The organism is Streptomyces sp. NPDC107559 (assembly GCF_055657365.1).
In genome coordinates this window covers 16,360-31,593 of record NZ_JBVKBD010000037.1, presented here as the reverse complement: position 1 = coordinate 31,593, position 15,234 = coordinate 16,360, and the positions used below count along the sequence as shown (strand labels likewise).

At 68.0% G+C, this 15,234-nt stretch carries 15 protein-coding genes and 2 pseudogenes; 11 read left to right on the top strand and 6 right to left on the bottom strand.

Annotated features, from left to right (window positions below; genetic code table 11):
- A partial coding sequence (locus ACZ7OY_RS43840) for a transposase family protein (RefSeq protein ID WP_472251082.1) occupies nucleotides 1-273 on the top strand: 273 nt, incomplete at its 5' end.
- A gap of 219 nt (nucleotides 274-492) precedes the next feature.
- Here the strand turns inward: ACZ7OY_RS43840 and ACZ7OY_RS43835 are convergent.
- Complete coding sequence (locus tag ACZ7OY_RS43835; protein WP_472251081.1) at nucleotides 493-1,386, bottom strand: LysR family transcriptional regulator; 894 nt, start codon at nucleotides 1,384-1,386, stop codon at nucleotides 493-495.
- 99 nt (nucleotides 1,387-1,485) lie between these two features.
- Nucleotides 1,486-1,620, bottom strand: a complete 135-nt coding sequence (locus ACZ7OY_RS43830) for a hypothetical protein (protein ID WP_472251080.1) — start codon at nucleotides 1,618-1,620, stop codon at nucleotides 1,486-1,488.
- A gap of 149 nt (nucleotides 1,621-1,769) precedes the next feature.
- Here ACZ7OY_RS43830 and ACZ7OY_RS43825 point away from each other — a divergent pair, with 149 nt between their 5' ends.
- The 5 genes and pseudogenes from ACZ7OY_RS43825 to ACZ7OY_RS43805 all read left to right on the top strand — a co-directional run bounded on the left by ACZ7OY_RS43825 (nucleotide 1,770) and on the right by ACZ7OY_RS43805 (nucleotide 4,763).
- Nucleotides 1,770-2,276, top strand: a complete 507-nt coding sequence (locus ACZ7OY_RS43825) for a hypothetical protein (protein ID WP_472251079.1) — start codon at nucleotides 1,770-1,772, stop codon at nucleotides 2,274-2,276.
- A gap of 332 nt (nucleotides 2,277-2,608) precedes the next feature.
- The gene (locus tag ACZ7OY_RS43820) at nucleotides 2,609-3,367 is read left to right on the top strand and encodes a hypothetical protein (RefSeq protein WP_472251078.1); all 759 of its coding nucleotides are present in this window, start codon (nucleotides 2,609-2,611) and stop codon (nucleotides 3,365-3,367) included.
- Nucleotides 3,364-3,870, top strand: coding sequence for a DUF302 domain-containing protein (locus ACZ7OY_RS43815; protein ID WP_472251077.1), 507 nt, complete (start codon nucleotides 3,364-3,366; stop codon nucleotides 3,868-3,870). Before ACZ7OY_RS43820 ends, ACZ7OY_RS43815 begins: the two co-directional genes overlap by 4 nt.
- 200 nt (nucleotides 3,871-4,070) lie before the next feature.
- A pseudogene (locus ACZ7OY_RS43810) lies at nucleotides 4,071-4,268 on the top strand (hypothetical protein); the annotation flags it as partial.
- Nucleotides 4,266-4,763, top strand: coding sequence for a DUF4241 domain-containing protein (locus ACZ7OY_RS43805; RefSeq protein ID WP_472251085.1), 498 nt, complete (start codon nucleotides 4,266-4,268; stop codon nucleotides 4,761-4,763). The pseudogene ACZ7OY_RS43810 and the gene ACZ7OY_RS43805, both read left to right, overlap by 3 nt.
- A 451-nt stretch (nucleotides 4,764-5,214) precedes the next feature.
- Here ACZ7OY_RS43805 and ACZ7OY_RS43800 read toward each other — a convergent pair whose 3' ends face one another.
- Complete coding sequence (locus ACZ7OY_RS43800; protein ID WP_472251076.1) at nucleotides 5,215-5,406, bottom strand: hypothetical protein; 192 nt, start codon at nucleotides 5,404-5,406, stop codon at nucleotides 5,215-5,217.
- Nucleotides 5,407-5,691: 285 nt separating this feature from the next.
- On the opposite strand from ACZ7OY_RS43800, the gene ACZ7OY_RS43795 reads away from it, so the two are divergent.
- The 3 genes from ACZ7OY_RS43795 to ACZ7OY_RS43785 are packed head-to-tail and all read left to right on the top strand — an operon-like array spanning nucleotide 5,692 to nucleotide 8,086.
- Complete coding sequence (locus ACZ7OY_RS43795) at nucleotides 5,692-6,879, top strand: CE1758 family FMN-dependent luciferase-like monooxygenase (RefSeq protein WP_472251075.1); 1,188 nt, start codon at nucleotides 5,692-5,694, stop codon at nucleotides 6,877-6,879.
- Entirely contained in the window at nucleotides 6,879-7,361 is a 483-nt protein-coding gene (locus tag ACZ7OY_RS43790; protein ID WP_472251074.1) for a MarR family winged helix-turn-helix transcriptional regulator, read from the top strand. Before ACZ7OY_RS43795 ends, ACZ7OY_RS43790 begins: the two co-directional genes overlap by 1 nt.
- Complete coding sequence (locus ACZ7OY_RS43785; protein WP_472251073.1) at nucleotides 7,358-8,086, top strand: CE1759 family FMN reductase; 729 nt, start codon at nucleotides 7,358-7,360, stop codon at nucleotides 8,084-8,086. Before ACZ7OY_RS43790 ends, ACZ7OY_RS43785 begins: the two co-directional genes overlap by 4 nt.
- Nucleotides 8,087-8,674: 588 nt before the next feature.
- On the opposite strand, the gene ACZ7OY_RS43780 is transcribed toward ACZ7OY_RS43785, so the two are convergent.
- The 3 genes and pseudogenes from ACZ7OY_RS43780 to ACZ7OY_RS43770 all read right to left on the bottom strand — a co-directional run bounded on the left by ACZ7OY_RS43780 (nucleotide 8,675) and on the right by ACZ7OY_RS43770 (nucleotide 14,359).
- A complete protein-coding gene (locus tag ACZ7OY_RS43780) occupies nucleotides 8,675-9,196 on the bottom strand; it encodes a transposase (protein WP_472251084.1) in 522 nt (173 codons plus the stop codon).
- Nucleotides 9,197-9,250: 54 nt separating this feature from the next.
- Nucleotides 9,251-13,336, bottom strand: a complete 4,086-nt coding sequence (locus ACZ7OY_RS43775; protein ID WP_472251072.1) for a discoidin domain-containing protein — start codon at nucleotides 13,334-13,336, stop codon at nucleotides 9,251-9,253.
- Between the two features lie 214 nt (nucleotides 13,337-13,550).
- A pseudogene (locus ACZ7OY_RS43770) lies at nucleotides 13,551-14,359 on the bottom strand (IS5 family transposase).
- A 27-nt stretch (nucleotides 14,360-14,386) separates the two neighbouring features.
- Here ACZ7OY_RS43770 and ACZ7OY_RS43765 point away from each other — a divergent pair.
- Nucleotides 14,387-14,623, top strand: coding sequence for a lamin tail domain-containing protein (locus tag ACZ7OY_RS43765; protein WP_472251071.1), 237 nt, complete (start codon nucleotides 14,387-14,389; stop codon nucleotides 14,621-14,623).
- Nucleotides 14,624-15,017: 394 nt separating this feature from the next.
- On the top strand, nucleotides 15,018-15,224 hold the full coding sequence (locus ACZ7OY_RS43760; RefSeq protein WP_152889150.1) for a DUF6417 family protein: 207 nt from the start codon (nucleotides 15,018-15,020) through the stop codon (nucleotides 15,222-15,224).
- The last annotated feature ends 10 nt before the right edge of the window (nucleotides 15,225-15,234 follow it).

The window sequence follows — 15,234 nt, the reverse complement described above, 5'->3', positions numbered from 1 at the left end:
CGCGGCCGCCCGCCCCGGCTCACCTTCGACGACCAGGTCCTGGCCACCATGCTCCACCTGCACGTCAACCTGGCCGCGGAGCCCCTCGCCGTGCTTTTCAACAGCAGCCGCACCGCCATGCACCGCACCCTGCTGAAGATCAGACGACTGCTCGAAACGCAGAGCATCACCATCTCGCCGACCGCCACCCCACCGGCCCTCCTGGCAACCCTTCAAGCCAGGGTCGCCGCTCTCAGCAATGACCCCAACCACAAGATCAAGACGACACGTTAATGATCGGCAGGCTCTAAGGAACCAGCCCGATTCGCGGCCATTTTATGGGCCCCGATCTCTCGCTCCATGGGAGCCCCTGCCCAAAGCCGCTACATCGACCATGTACTACTAGCCCTCAGCGCTTTCCCCAATACCTACGCGCTCGCAAGACATCCGGATCGTTCACAAGGTCAACCATGTGCGACTACAAAACCCGGGTTGAACACTCCGAGGCGATGCTCATCCTCGCCAGATGAGGAACTCGTGCGTTATCGCGGTCAGGGCGCGCGCCGCACGACTGGGCGTGCGGTCGGACGGAACGGCCAGGGAAAACGGCCAGTCCAGGTCGGCATCGTCGATGGTCAGCGTGGCGACGTCCTGCGCCTTGGTGAGGGCGGGCCGAGGCAATAGCGCCACGCCCAGGCCGTTGCGGACGTAGGCCACGCCGGTGGGGACATCGGTGATCTCAAGGGCGACGCGACGGGTCACGGAGGCGGCAGCGAAGGCCTGATCGGCAACAGTCCGGATGCCATAGCTCACGGGGAAGTCGACGAAGTCCAGGCCGTCCAGTTCGGTGATCGGCAAGCTGCGGCGTTTCGCGAGCGGATGGTCGGCCGGTACGACCAGGTCGAGCACCGAGGTGACGAGGGCGGTCAGCGTGATGCCGGTCGGGTGCGGTCCGGGCAGGGAGACGAAGGCGAGGTCGAGCCGCCGTTCGAGGAGGGCGTCGATCAGGCCCTGGGAGCCGGAGGCGGCGGCGCTGGTCTGCAGGAGCACACCGGGATGACGCCGGTGGAATTCACTGAGGAGCGCAGGAAAGTCGATGAGCCCCACCGTGGTCATCGTTCCCAGCCGCAGGGTGCCGCGCAGTCCTCCGCGAACCTCGGCCACCGCGTCTGCGGCTTCCCGGGCGGCGTCGAGAGCGGCATGGGCGCGCGGGAGCAGGGCGGCACCGGCATCGGTGAGCAGCACGCGTTTGGTGGTGCGTTCCAGCAGCGGTGTGCCGAGTTCTCGCTCGAGGTTCTTGATCGTGGTGGAGACCGCGGACTGGACGACGTGCAGCCGTGCGGCGGCACGGGTGAAGTTCGCTTCCTCGGCGACGGCGACGAAGTGCTCGAGCTGGCGCAGTTCCACCCTCCCAGTATCCCTCAGAGAGCCCCACTTATCTCTCAGTGAGATAAGTGCAGTCTCAGACTTTCGTTGGACAGCAACCGTTGCGGTCACCGATTCTTTTCAACGGAGGAACTGCGCGGAGCCGGAATGCTTGGTGGCGGCCACATCGAAACTGGAGGACAAGCGCAAGGTGACCGCCACGATCAACAGGCTGGTCGCCGAGGCGCTCGCCATCTCTCGCGACGGAATCTTCACCGCTCTGATTCGAACGAGGATTTCTCGTTCGGACGAGGGGAGCTGACAATTGGCCGAAGATGCGCTGCGCTGGTGAATGTCAAAAACCTCCGGGCGTCCCGAGCTCGGAAACGTGTCGAATTAAATCTAGGAACGAGGAGACGACTGCTATGACCACACCGAACGAGCCCACCGGCAAGCTGAAGAACCAGGCGCCGCACCTGGACTACTACCCGGAGTGGCTCGACAATCTCGCCGACGACGTCATCCTCCAGGGTAATTTCGCCAACGGTGAAGTGATCGGCAAGGAAAAGGTAGGGAAGCTGCTGAGCTTCGCTCGAAGCAACTACGCTTTCCAGGACTTCCGCTTCTTCGGCAAGCGCGGCGAGCTCTTCCTGGAGGACTACCGCTCCACCATCCGTGGCAGCGAGGTCTACCGTCCGGGCGGAATCGAGATTTACAACTTCGTCGTTGTGTACTTCAACGAGGCGGGCGAGACCAGTCAGTTGGTCATGAACCACCGGCCGCAGTCAGCCGCCCTGCTGTTCTCGTCCTTGCTGGCGGAGCACTTCGGTGACGAGTTCGGATCGGACCTCTTCTACAAGGGCGATGTCAGCGACCGACTGCTCGACCACGACCTGTCCCGCGGTCAGTGGCTCCCGTCGCAGTCCCACTGAATTGCGACGGAATCCGTCGGCCGACCGGGATCAGTAAGGTCGGGGACTGGCGCGGTGACTGATGCTTAGTTTCCAGTCCCCGCCGTTTCAAACCGTGCTTGCAATTCTCCGTACACGGCTTTCCGGCATCGTTCGCCGTCCGGCGACCTCTTCGAAGACGGCCGGGACAAGGACGACAGGCAGGAAGCGGTCCAGCCGACGCTGGCGCCTAAGCGGCTACGGCGGGACAAGGCCGCCAGGCGCCGGAGTCCCCGACCAGCACGTTCGAAGATGGCGAAGACCCATTCGAGTTGCTGACCATCATGCGCATCGCTACGGAAAGAACCCATCCCATGAGTACTGAACTCCTCGATCTGGCAATCGCCACCGCCGGTGGCCAAGAACTCTGGACCACCCTGCGCGGCCTGAAGGCCGACGTCTCCATCGGCGGCCCGGTCTGGGGGATGAAGGGCTGGCCACCGGGCACGACGTTCAGGCAGACCGTGACGGTCGACACGGCCAGAGAGCACATCGTATTCAGCCCGTTCACCCGCCCCGACTGGCAGATGGTCTTCGACGCAGCTGCCGACAGCGTCACCGTGCAGACCCTCGAAGGCGAACCGGTCGAGACCCTCGCCCCCGCACGCGCCGGCTTCAAGGGAATGCTGCGCAACAGCACCTGGGACGCTCCGCACCTCGGCTACTTCCTGGGCTACGCGCTCTGGAACTACCTCACCACCCCGTTCCTCTTCACCTATCCAGGCGTGCAGGCCCGCGAGATCGAACCGTGGCACGAGGCCGGCCAGACCTGGCGACGCCTGCAGGTGCGCTTCCCACCCGAGATCGCCGCACACAGCCCCAACCACGTGTTCTACTTCGACGCTTTCGGCAGGCAACGCCGCATGGATTACGTCGCCGAGGTCAACAACAGTTTCCTCGTCGGCCACTACACCGGCCGCTTCCGCAACTTCGACGGGCTGCTCGTGCCGACACGCCGACGCATGTTCCGCCGCAACCCCGACAACACCGTCAACCTCAACTACCCCTCCATCACCGTCGACATCCACGATGTCGAACTCGTCCGCACCGACGACGAACAGGCACGGCCATGACCATGGACAGCATCTTCATCGACCACCCCGCCCGTCGGCTTGTCGTGACGCTCCCGCGTCCCTACGACGCGGCGATCGAGCACTACGAGACCCTCGTCCCCGAGGCCGATCTCCAGCGCTTCTACCAGATGGCCTCCTGGCAGGCCACACACGAGCTCGCCGAGATCAACGCCCCCTACGGGTTCATGCGCTACCACCGCAGCGACATCACCGCCCTGATGGCCGGCTCGACGTCCCTGTGGAAGGCCACCCAGTACTCGATGGGCAACCACACCATCGCCGAACGCATGTTCCGCCACGACCCGTCGGCCATGCTGTACGCACCACTGCACACCGTGCTCTACGCGGACCCCGACGGCGACACCAAACTCGCCGTCGACCAGCCCAGCCTGCTGCTCGCCGGCTACGACAACCCACAGATCGCCGAGGTCGGCCGCGAACTCGACGCCCTCCTGGCCCAGTTGATCACACTCATCGGCGGCGACGTACCTCCCCGACTGTGAACCTTCGCCACTTTCGAACGTGTTGGTTGCAGGCTCTGGCGCGCACAAGCAGGACACACAGCACAGCGGTGGCGCCGCTTGGAGAGGACCGCCACGCTTCAGGATCGCGAAGCCGCCTTCGACCCGAACGCGCCCAGCAGCCGGCGGCCAGAACACTGTTGGCGTGCGACCTGTTGTGCTGCGGCCCGTTACGTCCAGTCCCGGTCGCGTTCCTGTCCGACTGTGTCGTCCACGCGGCCGGCGGCGCCGGCCCGCTGGACTTCCTGCCTTACCGGGACGGCAAGCCGCTGCCGGGCGGCTTCAAGCGCGGCATCAACCCGGGCCTGGTCAAGCACGAGGGCACCCAGAGCGTGCTGTGGGGCGAGGAGGTCCGCGAGCGGTTCGGCGCGCCGGAGATCACGTCAGGGCAGCTGGCGGTCTCGGACCCCGGCTGGATCGGAGAGACCCCGCGGACCGTCGCTGTGCCGCCGGGCGCGTTCCCGGTCACGCTGTCGCTTTTGCGCACGGCACGCGGGGCCGGCGTCGCCGCGGCCAGGGTGACGTTCCTGGACATCCAGCCCCGCGAGTGGGAGATGGCCCTCCGGCCCGACGAGGACCTGGGGCTGCTCGGCGAGGGTCAGTTCTATGGGGTTGGCGTGGATACCGGCACAGCGGCTTTCGTGGATGCGACTCGGACGGCGATCGAAGACCAGTTGGACGAGGACCTGCTCATGCCCCGCGACAGCCATTTCAGCGTCGAACTGCCCGGCGCGGGGCTCGAGCCGAACCTCATCGCTTTCCGTGCCGGTCGGGCCGGCGGGTCCTACCCCGTCTGGATCGGCCGCACCGATGACGGACAGGTTGGTTGCGTTGTCGTCGGCTTCCAGCTCCATTCCGCCGACGGGGGAGAGTAAGGAGCCGCCGACCATCGGCGCGAGGCCGCACTGCCCGAGGAGGGGTGGCTGGCCTCTTTGTGCCGGCCATCGTGCGGCGTCTGGCCCGCCGGGAGTTCGTCGGTCCCTTGAGCCGGGGATCTGGGCTGCTTCGGCGGCGCCGACCAGGTCCTCGTTCTCGTCGTGGTCGGCGGCCGGCAGCACACCGTGCTTCTTCTTACCCACGGCCCCGTCGTCGGCCACACCGGCCTCAAGGCCGGCGCTGCCCAGCGTCACGTTCGAGAGATCCTGTTCTCGCGCCACCGACAACAGAGGCCTCGATCGTCCTCGTGTCTCACGGGAGTCCGACAGGGAGGGCCCGGCCGGCATGGTGTTCTTCACCGAGTCGGTCCCCCCGCTCGTGGAGCGCGCGGTGAAGGTGTGGGCCGGTAGGGGCAACACGGGGTAGGGGCAACACGGGGCTGCGGGAAAGTCAGGGGCGCAGGCCGGCCCGGCTGGGTGCCGGCCGCTGTTGCTGGGGCTGCCGGCGGGTGGCGCGTTCGCGGCGGTGGGAGGTGGCGGGGGCGCCGGTCGGCCAGCGGTGGGTGGGCGGGGTCGCGTCGGTGAATCCCGCGGAGCCGAGTGCGAGGTGGGTGGTGCGACCCGTCGGGCTGGTGACGGCCATGACGTTGCCACCGACACCGGGCGCAGGTCTGAGGGCCACTGCTGCCCGTTCTCGTGCCCGTGCTGTCGGTGTGCGCAGCCTTCGTCCGCCTCGCCGTCGTCCCTCTCCCCGGTCACCGCTCCACTGCCGATCCGGGCCGCCCCGCCCGATGGCTGCCGTCGGCGTCCGATTCGTCGTACGAGCTATGACAGGCATCACAGCGCTGCTGGTCGACCCCCGGGGAATACATGCTCAGTCATGTTGTTTGATTTGCATGCGAAGTCATGTATCAGCAGGGAGCACATCATGCAGTTCGGCATCTTCGGGGTCGGTGACATCTCGCCCGACCCGACCACGGGACGTACCCAGAGCGAGGCGGAGCGGATCAGTAACCTGATCAAGATCGCCCGGCGGGCAGACGAGGTGGGCCTCGATGTCTTCGCACTGGGCGAGCACCACAATCCACCGTTCGTGATGTCCTCGCCGCCGGCGCTGCTCGCCCACATCGCGGCGCTGACGGAACGGATCATCCTGAGCACCGCGGTGACCCTGATCACGACCAATGACCCGGTGAAGATCGCCGAGGACTACGCGATGGTGCAGCACGTCGCCAAGGGGCGGCTGGACCTGATGCTGGGACGCGGGAACACCGTGCCCGTGTATCCGTGGTTCGGCAAGGACATCCGCCAGGGTGTCCCCCTCGCCCTGGAGAACTACAACCTGCTCCACCGGCTGTGGCGCGAGGACGTGGTCGACTGGGAAGGACAGTTCCGCACCCTGCTGCAGGGCTTCACCTCCACCCCGCGCCCGCTGGACGACGTCCCGCCGTTCGTGTGGCACGGCTCGATCCGCAGCCCTGAGACCGCCGAACAGGCGGCCTACTACGGCAACGGGTTCTTCGCCAACCACATCCTGGCCCCGAACTTCCACTTCAAGCCGATCGTCGAGCTCTACCGGCGACGCTATGAGCACTACGGCCACGGCACCGCCGAGCAGGCCATCGTCGGACTGGGCGGCCAGGCGTTCGTCGCCAAGCGTTCCCAGGACGCGGTCACCACCTATCGGCCCTACTTCGAGAACTATCCGATGTTCCGCGGCTCGAAGCTGGAGGACTTCATGGCGGGCACGCCGCTGACCGTCGGCAGCCCCCAGGAAGTGATCGAGAAGGTCCTCACCTTCCGGGAAGGCTTCGGGGACTACCAGCGCCAGCTCTTCTCGGTCGACGCCCTCGGCCTGCCGGTCGACATGGCGCTGGAGCAGGTCGAACTGCTGGGCACCGAGGTGGTGCCGGTGCTGCGCAAGGAGATGGCGGCCCGCCGTAAGCCCGGTGTCCCCAACGCCCCGACGCACGCTTCCCTGGTCAAGGCGAAGTACGGCGATGCCGAACCGCGTCAGCCGCGCCCGAACCCGAACCGAGGTGACAACCTGTCGGGCACCTCGCCGTACCAGGACAGTGACCCGGCCAACAAAGCCAGCTTCCCGGCGGCGTTCTGATGGCCGGCGTCAGCCGACTGGCGAACGAGGCCTGGGAGGCGATGTTCCGGGCCCAGGCGACCCTCGCGCGAGAGTTCGAGTACGAGGGCGACTGGGGTGACTTCCCGCCGCGCGAGTACGGCGTGCTCTACGCGCTGGCAGGAGCGAAGGACGGCCTGCGGATCACCGACCTGATCGACGACGCTCTGCTCACCCAGGCGGGGGTGTCCCGCCTCGTCGCCCGCCTGGAGAAGCGGGGGCTCGTCGAACGGCGGCCCGATCCCGACGACGCCCGCGCCTGCCGCATCGTTCTCACCGCCGAAGGCCGTGACGTGCAACAGCGCCTCGGCCGCGCACATGCCCGGCACGTCACGGCCGCGATGACCCGGGCCCTGACCCGCGAACAACTGGAGACGCTGCGTGAGATCGGCCGCGCACTGCTCGACGCGGCCCCGGCCTCTGCAGCCCACCGCACGAAAGCACCCACGAGGGACACCGCATGAACGCCCCCATCCGCGCCGCGACCTCGCTGACGATCACCGTCGTCAACGCCGGTGTCAGCGATCCGTCCTCGACCCGGCTGCTCGCCGACCGCATAGCCCAGAAGACGGTCGACACCCTCGGAGCGTTGGGCACGACAGCCACCGTGCGCTCACTCGACCTAGGTCCCCTCGCCACGGAGATCGCGCAGAGCATCGTCTCCGGCATGCTGAACCCGAAGGTGCAGTCGGCCATGGAGCTGCTCGCCCGGGCCGACGCGGTCATCGCCGCCACCCCCGTCTACAAGGCGGGGATCAGCGGCCTGTTCAAGTCGTTCGCGGACCTGATCGACAACGACCTGCTCATCGCCAAACCGGTCGTTCTCGCCGCGACGGGCGGAAGCGCACGACACGCCATGGTCGTCGACGACCAGCTCCGGCCGCTGTTCGGGTTCCTACGCACCATCCCGGTACCCACCTCCCTGTACGCCGCACCCGAGGACTGGGCTTCGACCGACCTCGGCAAGCGCATCGCCCGAGCCGCACAGGAGCTCTCCGTCATGCTGCGCAGCGGAGCCGGCCGGCAGATCGCCGACAGCAACTGGAGCGGCTACGACCACCAGTTCGGCGGCAACGCCACACGGGCGCAACGGTCCCTGGACGACGTCGACTTCACCACCGATCTCATGCGACTCGCCAGCGGCGGAAGCGCACGCCCTCAAGGTAGTGGCCGGGCCGATGCCAGTTGACGCACCCGCCCAGGAACGCGGACAGGCGGGATCCGAGCGAGCAGGCACTCGCCCGACGGTAGGGGGCATGGGGGGGGCGACAGCCGGGGCTCTCGGCCGACCAGCACCTGAAGCGGCGCGGCTCGGTGGTGGCCCAGGCGCCGGGGTTGATGCTGCCCGGTCTACGCAGCGGGGAGGCCGTGGTGGTGCAGGAGGGCGGAGGCGGCGGATGAGCTGGGAGGCGAGGTACCAGCCCAGTCCGGGGTGCCCGTAGGGCAGTGCCTCCCGGCCGTCGGTGGGTAGGGACCGGTGGGTAGGGACCCAGACATTCCCCTCTGCACACCGCCCGGCCAGCACCTGGTGGGCCAGGTTCAGGGGGCGCCTGAGACGGGTGCCTCTCGCTGTCCTCCAGCCGGCCCCGGCCGTCCTTGACGACCTCGACGCCGTTGCCGCCCGCACCGCTGATCCGGGCGCGGCGGATCATCGGGTTGGCGCCGGTCGCGATCCGGATCCCGGCGCCCGCGGCGTCGACCACCTCCACCCGGTCGAGCTCGGCGCTGGACTCCTCCTCCAGCAGCAGAGCGGCCGGGGCGGCGCAGTCCCGCACCGTCAGCGAGGCCGGAGCTGGCCACCCGCAGCGCGGGCGCCTGGGAGGAGTCCAGCCAGCAGTCCTCGTAGGCGCCGCGCCCCCGTTCGGTGACCAGCAGGCCGTTGCCCGTCGTGCGGGCCGTGCGGCAGCGGCGCAGCAGCGGGTCGCTGCCCTGCGACACGACGAAGGCCGGACCGGTGGTCGCGGTGACCCTGATGCCCTGCCGACAGGACTGCGGGCGGATGCGGTCGTGCGGCCAGGCGGCGGTTCATCAGGGCGATCATCGACCAGCGGATGACGGCTTCGCTCGTGTCGGCGCGTCGTTCGTAGTCCCGGACCAGGCGCCGGCTGCGCAGGAGCCAGGCAAAGGACCACTCGACGAGCCAGTGGCGGGGAAGCGCCTGGAAACCCCGACGTTCTCGTGGCGGCGGACGATGTCGAGGACGAGGCGAGGTGCTGGGTGGTCCAGTCGGTGAGGTGGCCGGTGTAGCAGCCGTCGGCCGGGACGACCGTCTGGACGGAACAGCCCCTGACCGACGGATGATGCCGGGTCCCCGGCCCGGGCCTGGGTGGCCGGGCCGGGGACACGGCGCGGGTCAGCCGCGCAGCGTCGTGACAGGGCTGTTGTACGCCTCGGCCGTCAGCACTGGGTGCCGTGACGAGCACGCACCGTCCGGCCAGGACAGTTGCACTGTGCGGGACTCGCCGGGCAGCAGCCAGAGATAGTTGTCGCTGTACAGCGTGGGCAGCACCCGGCGGCCGTGAGTGTCCTCCAGCAGTGACAGCCGGACCATGGCGGCGACCGCCGAGCCATGGTTGCGGACGATCGCCGTCAGCTCCTGGCGGTGCCCGGAGCGCGACATCTGTGTGATCGCGCCGGTCAGCTTCACCGCCTTCGCCTTGTTGAGGGCTCGCAGGTCCGAGGGGTTGCGGTAGCGCCAGTAGGTGTTCCGTGACAGATGCTTGCCGCGGGAGTCCTCCAGGGTCAGCCGCAGCAGGTGCAGGTCCGGAAGATCGTCCCTCCACGCGACAGTGAACGCCTTGGTGGTGTCCGCCCGCGACACGTCCACGCGGTCCGTCCTGGTCCCGCCGAGCTGGCGGCCGGACAAGTCGAACAGCTGCGCGGTGACGGTGGCTCCGTGCAGGTCGGCCGCAGTGTGGTTCACCGCGATGACCTGCCACTCGACTGGATCGGCCTGCACATGCAGCGGCTCGCAGGCCGAACGGGCGCCGTAATAGGTGCCGTTGACGTCGAAGTCGTAGTCGTACGTCTGCCAGACCGTGCTGTGCCATGCAGGGTGGGACATCCACAGCATCAGGCCGGACGCGTTGTCCCACAGGTTGGCGTTCCACGCCTCGAACATGGCGCGGGTGTTCTCGTAGTTGACGAACTGCGCCTTGCGGGCGAAGTCGTCCAGGTCGCCAGCCGCGTCGAGGCGGGCCTCGATGGCCGCCTTGTAGTTCTGCGGAGCCTGGTTCCCGCGTTCGCTCCAGTCGTGGTAGTACCACGCGCCCTTGATGGGCCACTCCGGCTCGTCGCCCACGAGGTTGCGCATGCTGGCGGCGGTGGAGACTACGGGCATGCCGATCTCGGTGTGGAAGCCGAAGTCACGGCTGCCGTACGTCATGGGGTCGAAGTACTTCTCCGGCTCCACCCAGCCGTAGGGGCCCCCGCCCGTGATGATCCCGCCGGCTGAGTTGTTCTGGTACAGCAGGCCGGGCACCTGCTGCTGCACTGCCTCGCGCATTCCCTTGTCTATGGCGGCCGGAGGGTTGCCCTCGTTGGCTCCGCACCAGACCACCACGCTCGGATGGATGCGGTAGCGCAGCACGGTGTCGCGGGCGAGCGAGTTGAACGCCGCGTGGTCCGGCGGGTCCATGCCCCACGCGTTGGGGAAGTCGTTCCACACCAGGATGCCGTGCCGGTCGCAGGCGGCGAAGAACTCCTCTCGGTCGCTGCTGCCGACCCAGTTGCGGATCATGGTGAAGTTCATGTCGCGGTGCATGCGCACGGCCGCGTCCATGCGCTCCGCCGGCATCCGGCGCAGCAGTTCGTCCCAGCCCCAGTTGCCGCCGCGGGCCAGCACGCGCACACCGTTGACGCTGATCTTCAGCGGATCCGGTGTGTTCGATACGGACTTGACGTCGGTCCACTTCTCGCCGTCGTCGGACACCTGGATCGTGTACGTCTTCGGGTACGCGGTCTCCCAGACGACGGCGACACGGTCGAACTTCCGTGCAGACCCGAGATCCACCTGGATCCACTGGTGGTCCTCGTAGGCGGAGGACCAGCGGGTACTCGGGTCGCCGTCGGTGGCGTGCGAAGCCGGGTGGCCGGACTCCTCGGTGGACGCGGTGGCCTGCTGCCGCAGAGCGAGATCGGTGCCGGGGTCACCCCGGTCGACGACGCCGAAGGACCACAACGAGTTTCCCCAACTGCTGTTGCGCAAGCCGCAGTTGAGACGGACGTAGCGCGCGGTCTGTTGGTCGAAGTCCTCGACCTGGAGGCTGGCATTGCCGTTGTTGAACGGCAGTGGCACGGCGCCGTTGTCCACCGACTTCACGTCGGTCCAGTCCGAGTCGTCCGAGGAGACCTGGACCACGAAGGCCTTGGCGTACGCCTGTTCCCAGGTGAGGTCGACCCGGTCGAAGGACTGGGGGGAGCCAAGGTCGATGCGGATCCACTGGTCATCCTCGAACGCGGAGGACCAACGGGTGCCTGCGTCGCCGTCGGTGACGTTGGCCGCGCCGTGGCCGGCCTGATCGGTGCTGGACGCCTCTGCTGCCGCATGCAGCGCGAGGTCGGTGCCAGGCCGTGTGCTGTCGCCCACGGACAGGGTCCACAGGGAGCTGCCCCAGGAGGTCGCCCGGGTCAGGCATCTGATGCGGACGTACCGGGCGTGCTGCCGATCGAAGGCCACAGTCTGCGTGTAGGAGTCACCGGAGGAGGTGAACGCGAGCGGCACTTCGTACTCGTAGCCGAACTGACGGATACCGAAGCGAGTGGTGCGCCGGTCGCTCTCCTGACCGCCCACCGACGCGGTGAGCGTGAGGTCGTGCAGATTGGGGTCGCCCAGACCATTCGGCCACCACAGCTTGGGGTCGCGCAGCTTCAACTGTCGGAAGGCGTCGGGAGCGAAGACGACATCGATGCTCTCACCCGCTTTCACGTTGACGGTCTTCGAGATGCGCACGTCGCCGAAGGACGCGGTGACCGTCGCCTCACGGTCGGCGATGTCGGCGTTGCGGATCGGTACGACCACGGTCACCTCGGCCACCGACACGTCCGGCAGCGCGGACAGCACGGTGTCCACACGCGGGTCGCCGAGTACGATGTGCCCGGTCGACCGCAGTCGGACGTGGTTCCAGATGCCCGCCGCGCGGTCACGGACGGCCGGCATCCAATCCCATCCCGAGGACGCCAGGTAGGTGGGGGAGTTGAGGTTCATCTGCAGCGCGCCGGCGTCCACCCACGACTCGCCCAGCGGACCCTTGTCACCGGGGCTGCCGGGGACCGGCATCGGCGCGATCTTCACCGCGAGTGCGTTGTCGCCGCTCGGCGCGAGCTGCCGGGTGACGTCGAACGCGGCACGGGCGAACGGGTAAGTCAGATCGCCCACCCGCTCGCCGTTGAGCCACACCTCGGCCCTGTGGTTGACGCCGTCGAACTCCAGCCAGACGTGGCGGCCCGCGCCCGTGCGCAGGTCGCGCGGCAGCGCGAAGTCCCGCTTGTACCACCAAGAGTGGCGCGACAGCGCCTCCGGGATGCGCAGATTGTTCAAGCCCGCCACCGGGTCAGGCAGTTTGCCCTGCTCCACAAGCGAGCCGAGCACGGTGCCAGGAACGGTCGCGGGCAGCCATGTGCTGGTGTCGACGGACGTCTTCGACAGACCTGCGCCGTCCGCGCCCGCCCAGTCGTCCATGGTGAGCCGCCAGCCCGACTCCACGGGGACGGTCCCGTCATCGGCGATCGCCAGCCTGGGCGCCTCGCCGTGCCGAGTGCCCCAGTCGGTCCAACCGGTGACAGCGGGGCGTTCGCCCCTGGCGATGCCGTAGACCTCGAAACCGTTCAGACCGAGGGGCAGCGGACTGGAGCGCTTTTGGGAGGTCATACGCACCCAGCGCGCCGACATGGGGCTGGGGAACTGGATGTCCACGACGCCGCCGGTTCCCGCCGTGGTGCGGTGCACGGTGGTCCAGGACTTGCCGTCCAGGGACGTCTCGACCACGAAGACCAGCGAGTAGCTCGACTGGATCTCGTCACCCGTGGTGCCGCTGTGCACGTTGCCCGTGGTGGGCGGCGTGTACACCGGGTCGGAGGCGGCTGCTTCGAAAGTCAGGCTGACCCGGTTGACGTCGCAGGCAGCCTGGAGGTCGACGGCTATCCACTGCGGGTCGCCGTCCTCGGCACGCCAGCCGCTGCCCCGGACGCGGGGGGAGGAGAGGCGGTCGACCACGAAGGAACCGGGTGTGGCGGCGTAGGCGGTCGAGGAGACCGAGACGGGCCTGTAGAGGGCCAGTTCGCCGACGGCGGAGGGGTGGACTGGTGCGCTGGTGGGGGCGGCAGCGGCGGTCGAAACGGGCAGTGCCGAATTGAGGCCGAATCCGGCCAGCAGGCTCGTACCCGTGGTGATGACGGTCCGACGCGACGGATGGCGCGACGGACCCGACTGATCTGGCATGTGTGACGTCCCATCAAAAAACGGTGCTAGCCGCCCGCACCGCAATCCTGTACCAAGCCGGAATGACAACGTTGCCAAAGGCTGTGTTGCGCAGCGCTGCATGTCAACCCCTGATGCGTGGATGGGTGGGTGATTGCTTCGGGGATTCCGGTGGATCGTGGCTGTCGCGAATGAGGGAAGTCGTGCCCTCGGTTCGTGTCTCTGAGACCTCATCTCATTTGGCGAGTCTGCGGTAGCAGATGAGGGTGCAGGCGATGCTGGTGAAGGTCAGGAAGTGCTGGGCTTCGCGCTCGTAGCGGCGGTGCGGTCTGCGGCATCCGGCGATCCAGGACATCGTGCGTTCGATGGTCCAGCAGTGGCGGCCCAGCCGGGCCGAGGACTCGATGCCTTTGCGGGCGATGCGATGGCGGCTGCCTCGGCTGCGTAACCATCGCCACAGGTGGTCGTAGTCGTATACCTAGTCGGCGTGGAGCTTGCCCGGTCTGCCCCTGCGGGGTCCGCGCCGGGAGCGGATCGGCGGTATCCCCGTCACCAGTGGCATCAGTGCCTGGCTGTCGTGGAGGTTCGCTCCCGAGATCCCCACGGACAGGGGCAGGCCGGTCCGCTCGGTGAGCAGGTGGATCTCCGAGCCGTACTTGCCTCGATCGGCAGGATTCGGGCCTGTCAGCTCCCCTTTTTCAGGGCCCGCATGTTCACCGAGTCAATCGCGCAGCGGGACCAGTCCAGTTCGCCGCGGGAGCCGAGTTCGTCCAGGAGCAGGCGGTGGAGCTTCGCCCACACCCGGGCCTTCGACCATTCGGTGAACCTTCGGTGGGCAGTCGCCCCGGAGGGACCGAACGACGCGGACGGCAGCTGCTGCCACGTGCAGCCCGAGGTCGCCACGAAGACGATCGCGGCCAGCACTTCCCGGTCGCCGTGCCGACGCCGGCCACCACCCTGAGGCCGCGACGGCGCCTCCGGCACCACTCTCTGGAACAGCTCCCACAACTCGTCCGGCACCAGCCGCTCAACGATCCCCACCACAACCGACAGCTTACCCAGCCAAATGAGATGACGTCTGAGGACGAGTCCGGCCGCACCTACACCTTCGACGGCTACCGCCTGGCCGGCCGCGCCACGGTCCGTATCGACACCGGTGAGGGCCGCGACACCCGAAGTGACCTGTACCAGGACCGCCGCGCGTACGTGTGGACCCATGACCGCGACACCGCGACCCTGCGCAACGACCACGGCTGCTTGGTCGACGACGAGTCCTGGGGATACGGCCGCCGCGGCCACCGCCACTGACCCGCACCCCGGCCAGCGACCGGGGATCACCGGCCGGGGATCGCAGTCGCACCAGCCCCTCTGCACGGCGGCGCGCCCGGAACTGCATGCTCTGGGCGGACTGCTGCCCCCATGCCCCCATGCCCCCATGCCTCCATGCCCCCTTGCCACGCACCGCGTGCCGCGGGGCTGCGCAGCTGCCCCTGCAGTGGCTGCGGGGACAACGGGCACGGTGAGCTCCTTCCGCGGCCTGGCCTGCTGGCCGTGGGAGTTCGGGAACATCCGGTGAGGGGCCACACTCTTTTTTGCGAGACTCCGGCCGGGACCATCCCGGCCGGAGCCTCGCGTGCTTTTGGTGGGGGGCGAACCCGGGGTTGGGCGTGACCTTGGGCCTGGTGGGTACGCTGCCAAGATCATGGACGACTACGACCCGCTCGATGGGGACTCCACCCTGTTTGCGCCGCTCGCGGACACGGCGCAGCGTCTGGCTGAGCTGACGCTGGAGGAGGCGCACGATCTGCTCGCGCTGCTGGTGGCGGTCACGCAGGAGGGCGGGAGCATGTCGGTGCAGGCGGATCGGCTGGCAAGGGAGATCGCCGCGCGAATCCCGTCGGAGAACTGACGGCGCACAC

Excerpts from the sequence above, each read along its gene's own strand:
- ACZ7OY_RS43775 (WP_472251072.1), bottom strand. The coding sequence starts at position 13,336 with ATGCCAGATCAGTCGGGTCCGTCGCGCCATCCGTCGCGTCGGACCGTC.
- ACZ7OY_RS43760 (WP_152889150.1), top strand. The coding sequence starts at position 15,018 with ATGGACGACTACGACCCGCTCGATGGGGACTCCACCCTGTTTGCGCCG.
- ACZ7OY_RS43825 (WP_472251079.1), top strand. The coding sequence starts at position 1,770 with ATGACCACACCGAACGAGCCCACCGGCAAGCTGAAGAACCAGGCGCCG.
- ACZ7OY_RS43790 (WP_472251074.1), top strand. The coding sequence starts at position 6,879 with ATGGCCGGCGTCAGCCGACTGGCGAACGAGGCCTGGGAGGCGATGTTC.
- ACZ7OY_RS43820 (WP_472251078.1), top strand. The coding sequence starts at position 2,609 with ATGAGTACTGAACTCCTCGATCTGGCAATCGCCACCGCCGGTGGCCAA.
- ACZ7OY_RS43785 (WP_472251073.1), top strand. The coding sequence starts at position 7,358 with ATGAACGCCCCCATCCGCGCCGCGACCTCGCTGACGATCACCGTCGTC.
- ACZ7OY_RS43765 (WP_472251071.1), top strand. The coding sequence starts at position 14,387 with ATGACGTCTGAGGACGAGTCCGGCCGCACCTACACCTTCGACGGCTAC.
- ACZ7OY_RS43800 (WP_472251076.1), bottom strand. The coding sequence starts at position 5,406 with ATGGCCGTCACCAGCCCGACGGGTCGCACCACCCACCTCGCACTCGGC.
- ACZ7OY_RS43815 (WP_472251077.1), top strand. The coding sequence starts at position 3,364 with ATGACCATGGACAGCATCTTCATCGACCACCCCGCCCGTCGGCTTGTC.
- ACZ7OY_RS43795 (WP_472251075.1), top strand. The coding sequence starts at position 5,692 with ATGCAGTTCGGCATCTTCGGGGTCGGTGACATCTCGCCCGACCCGACC.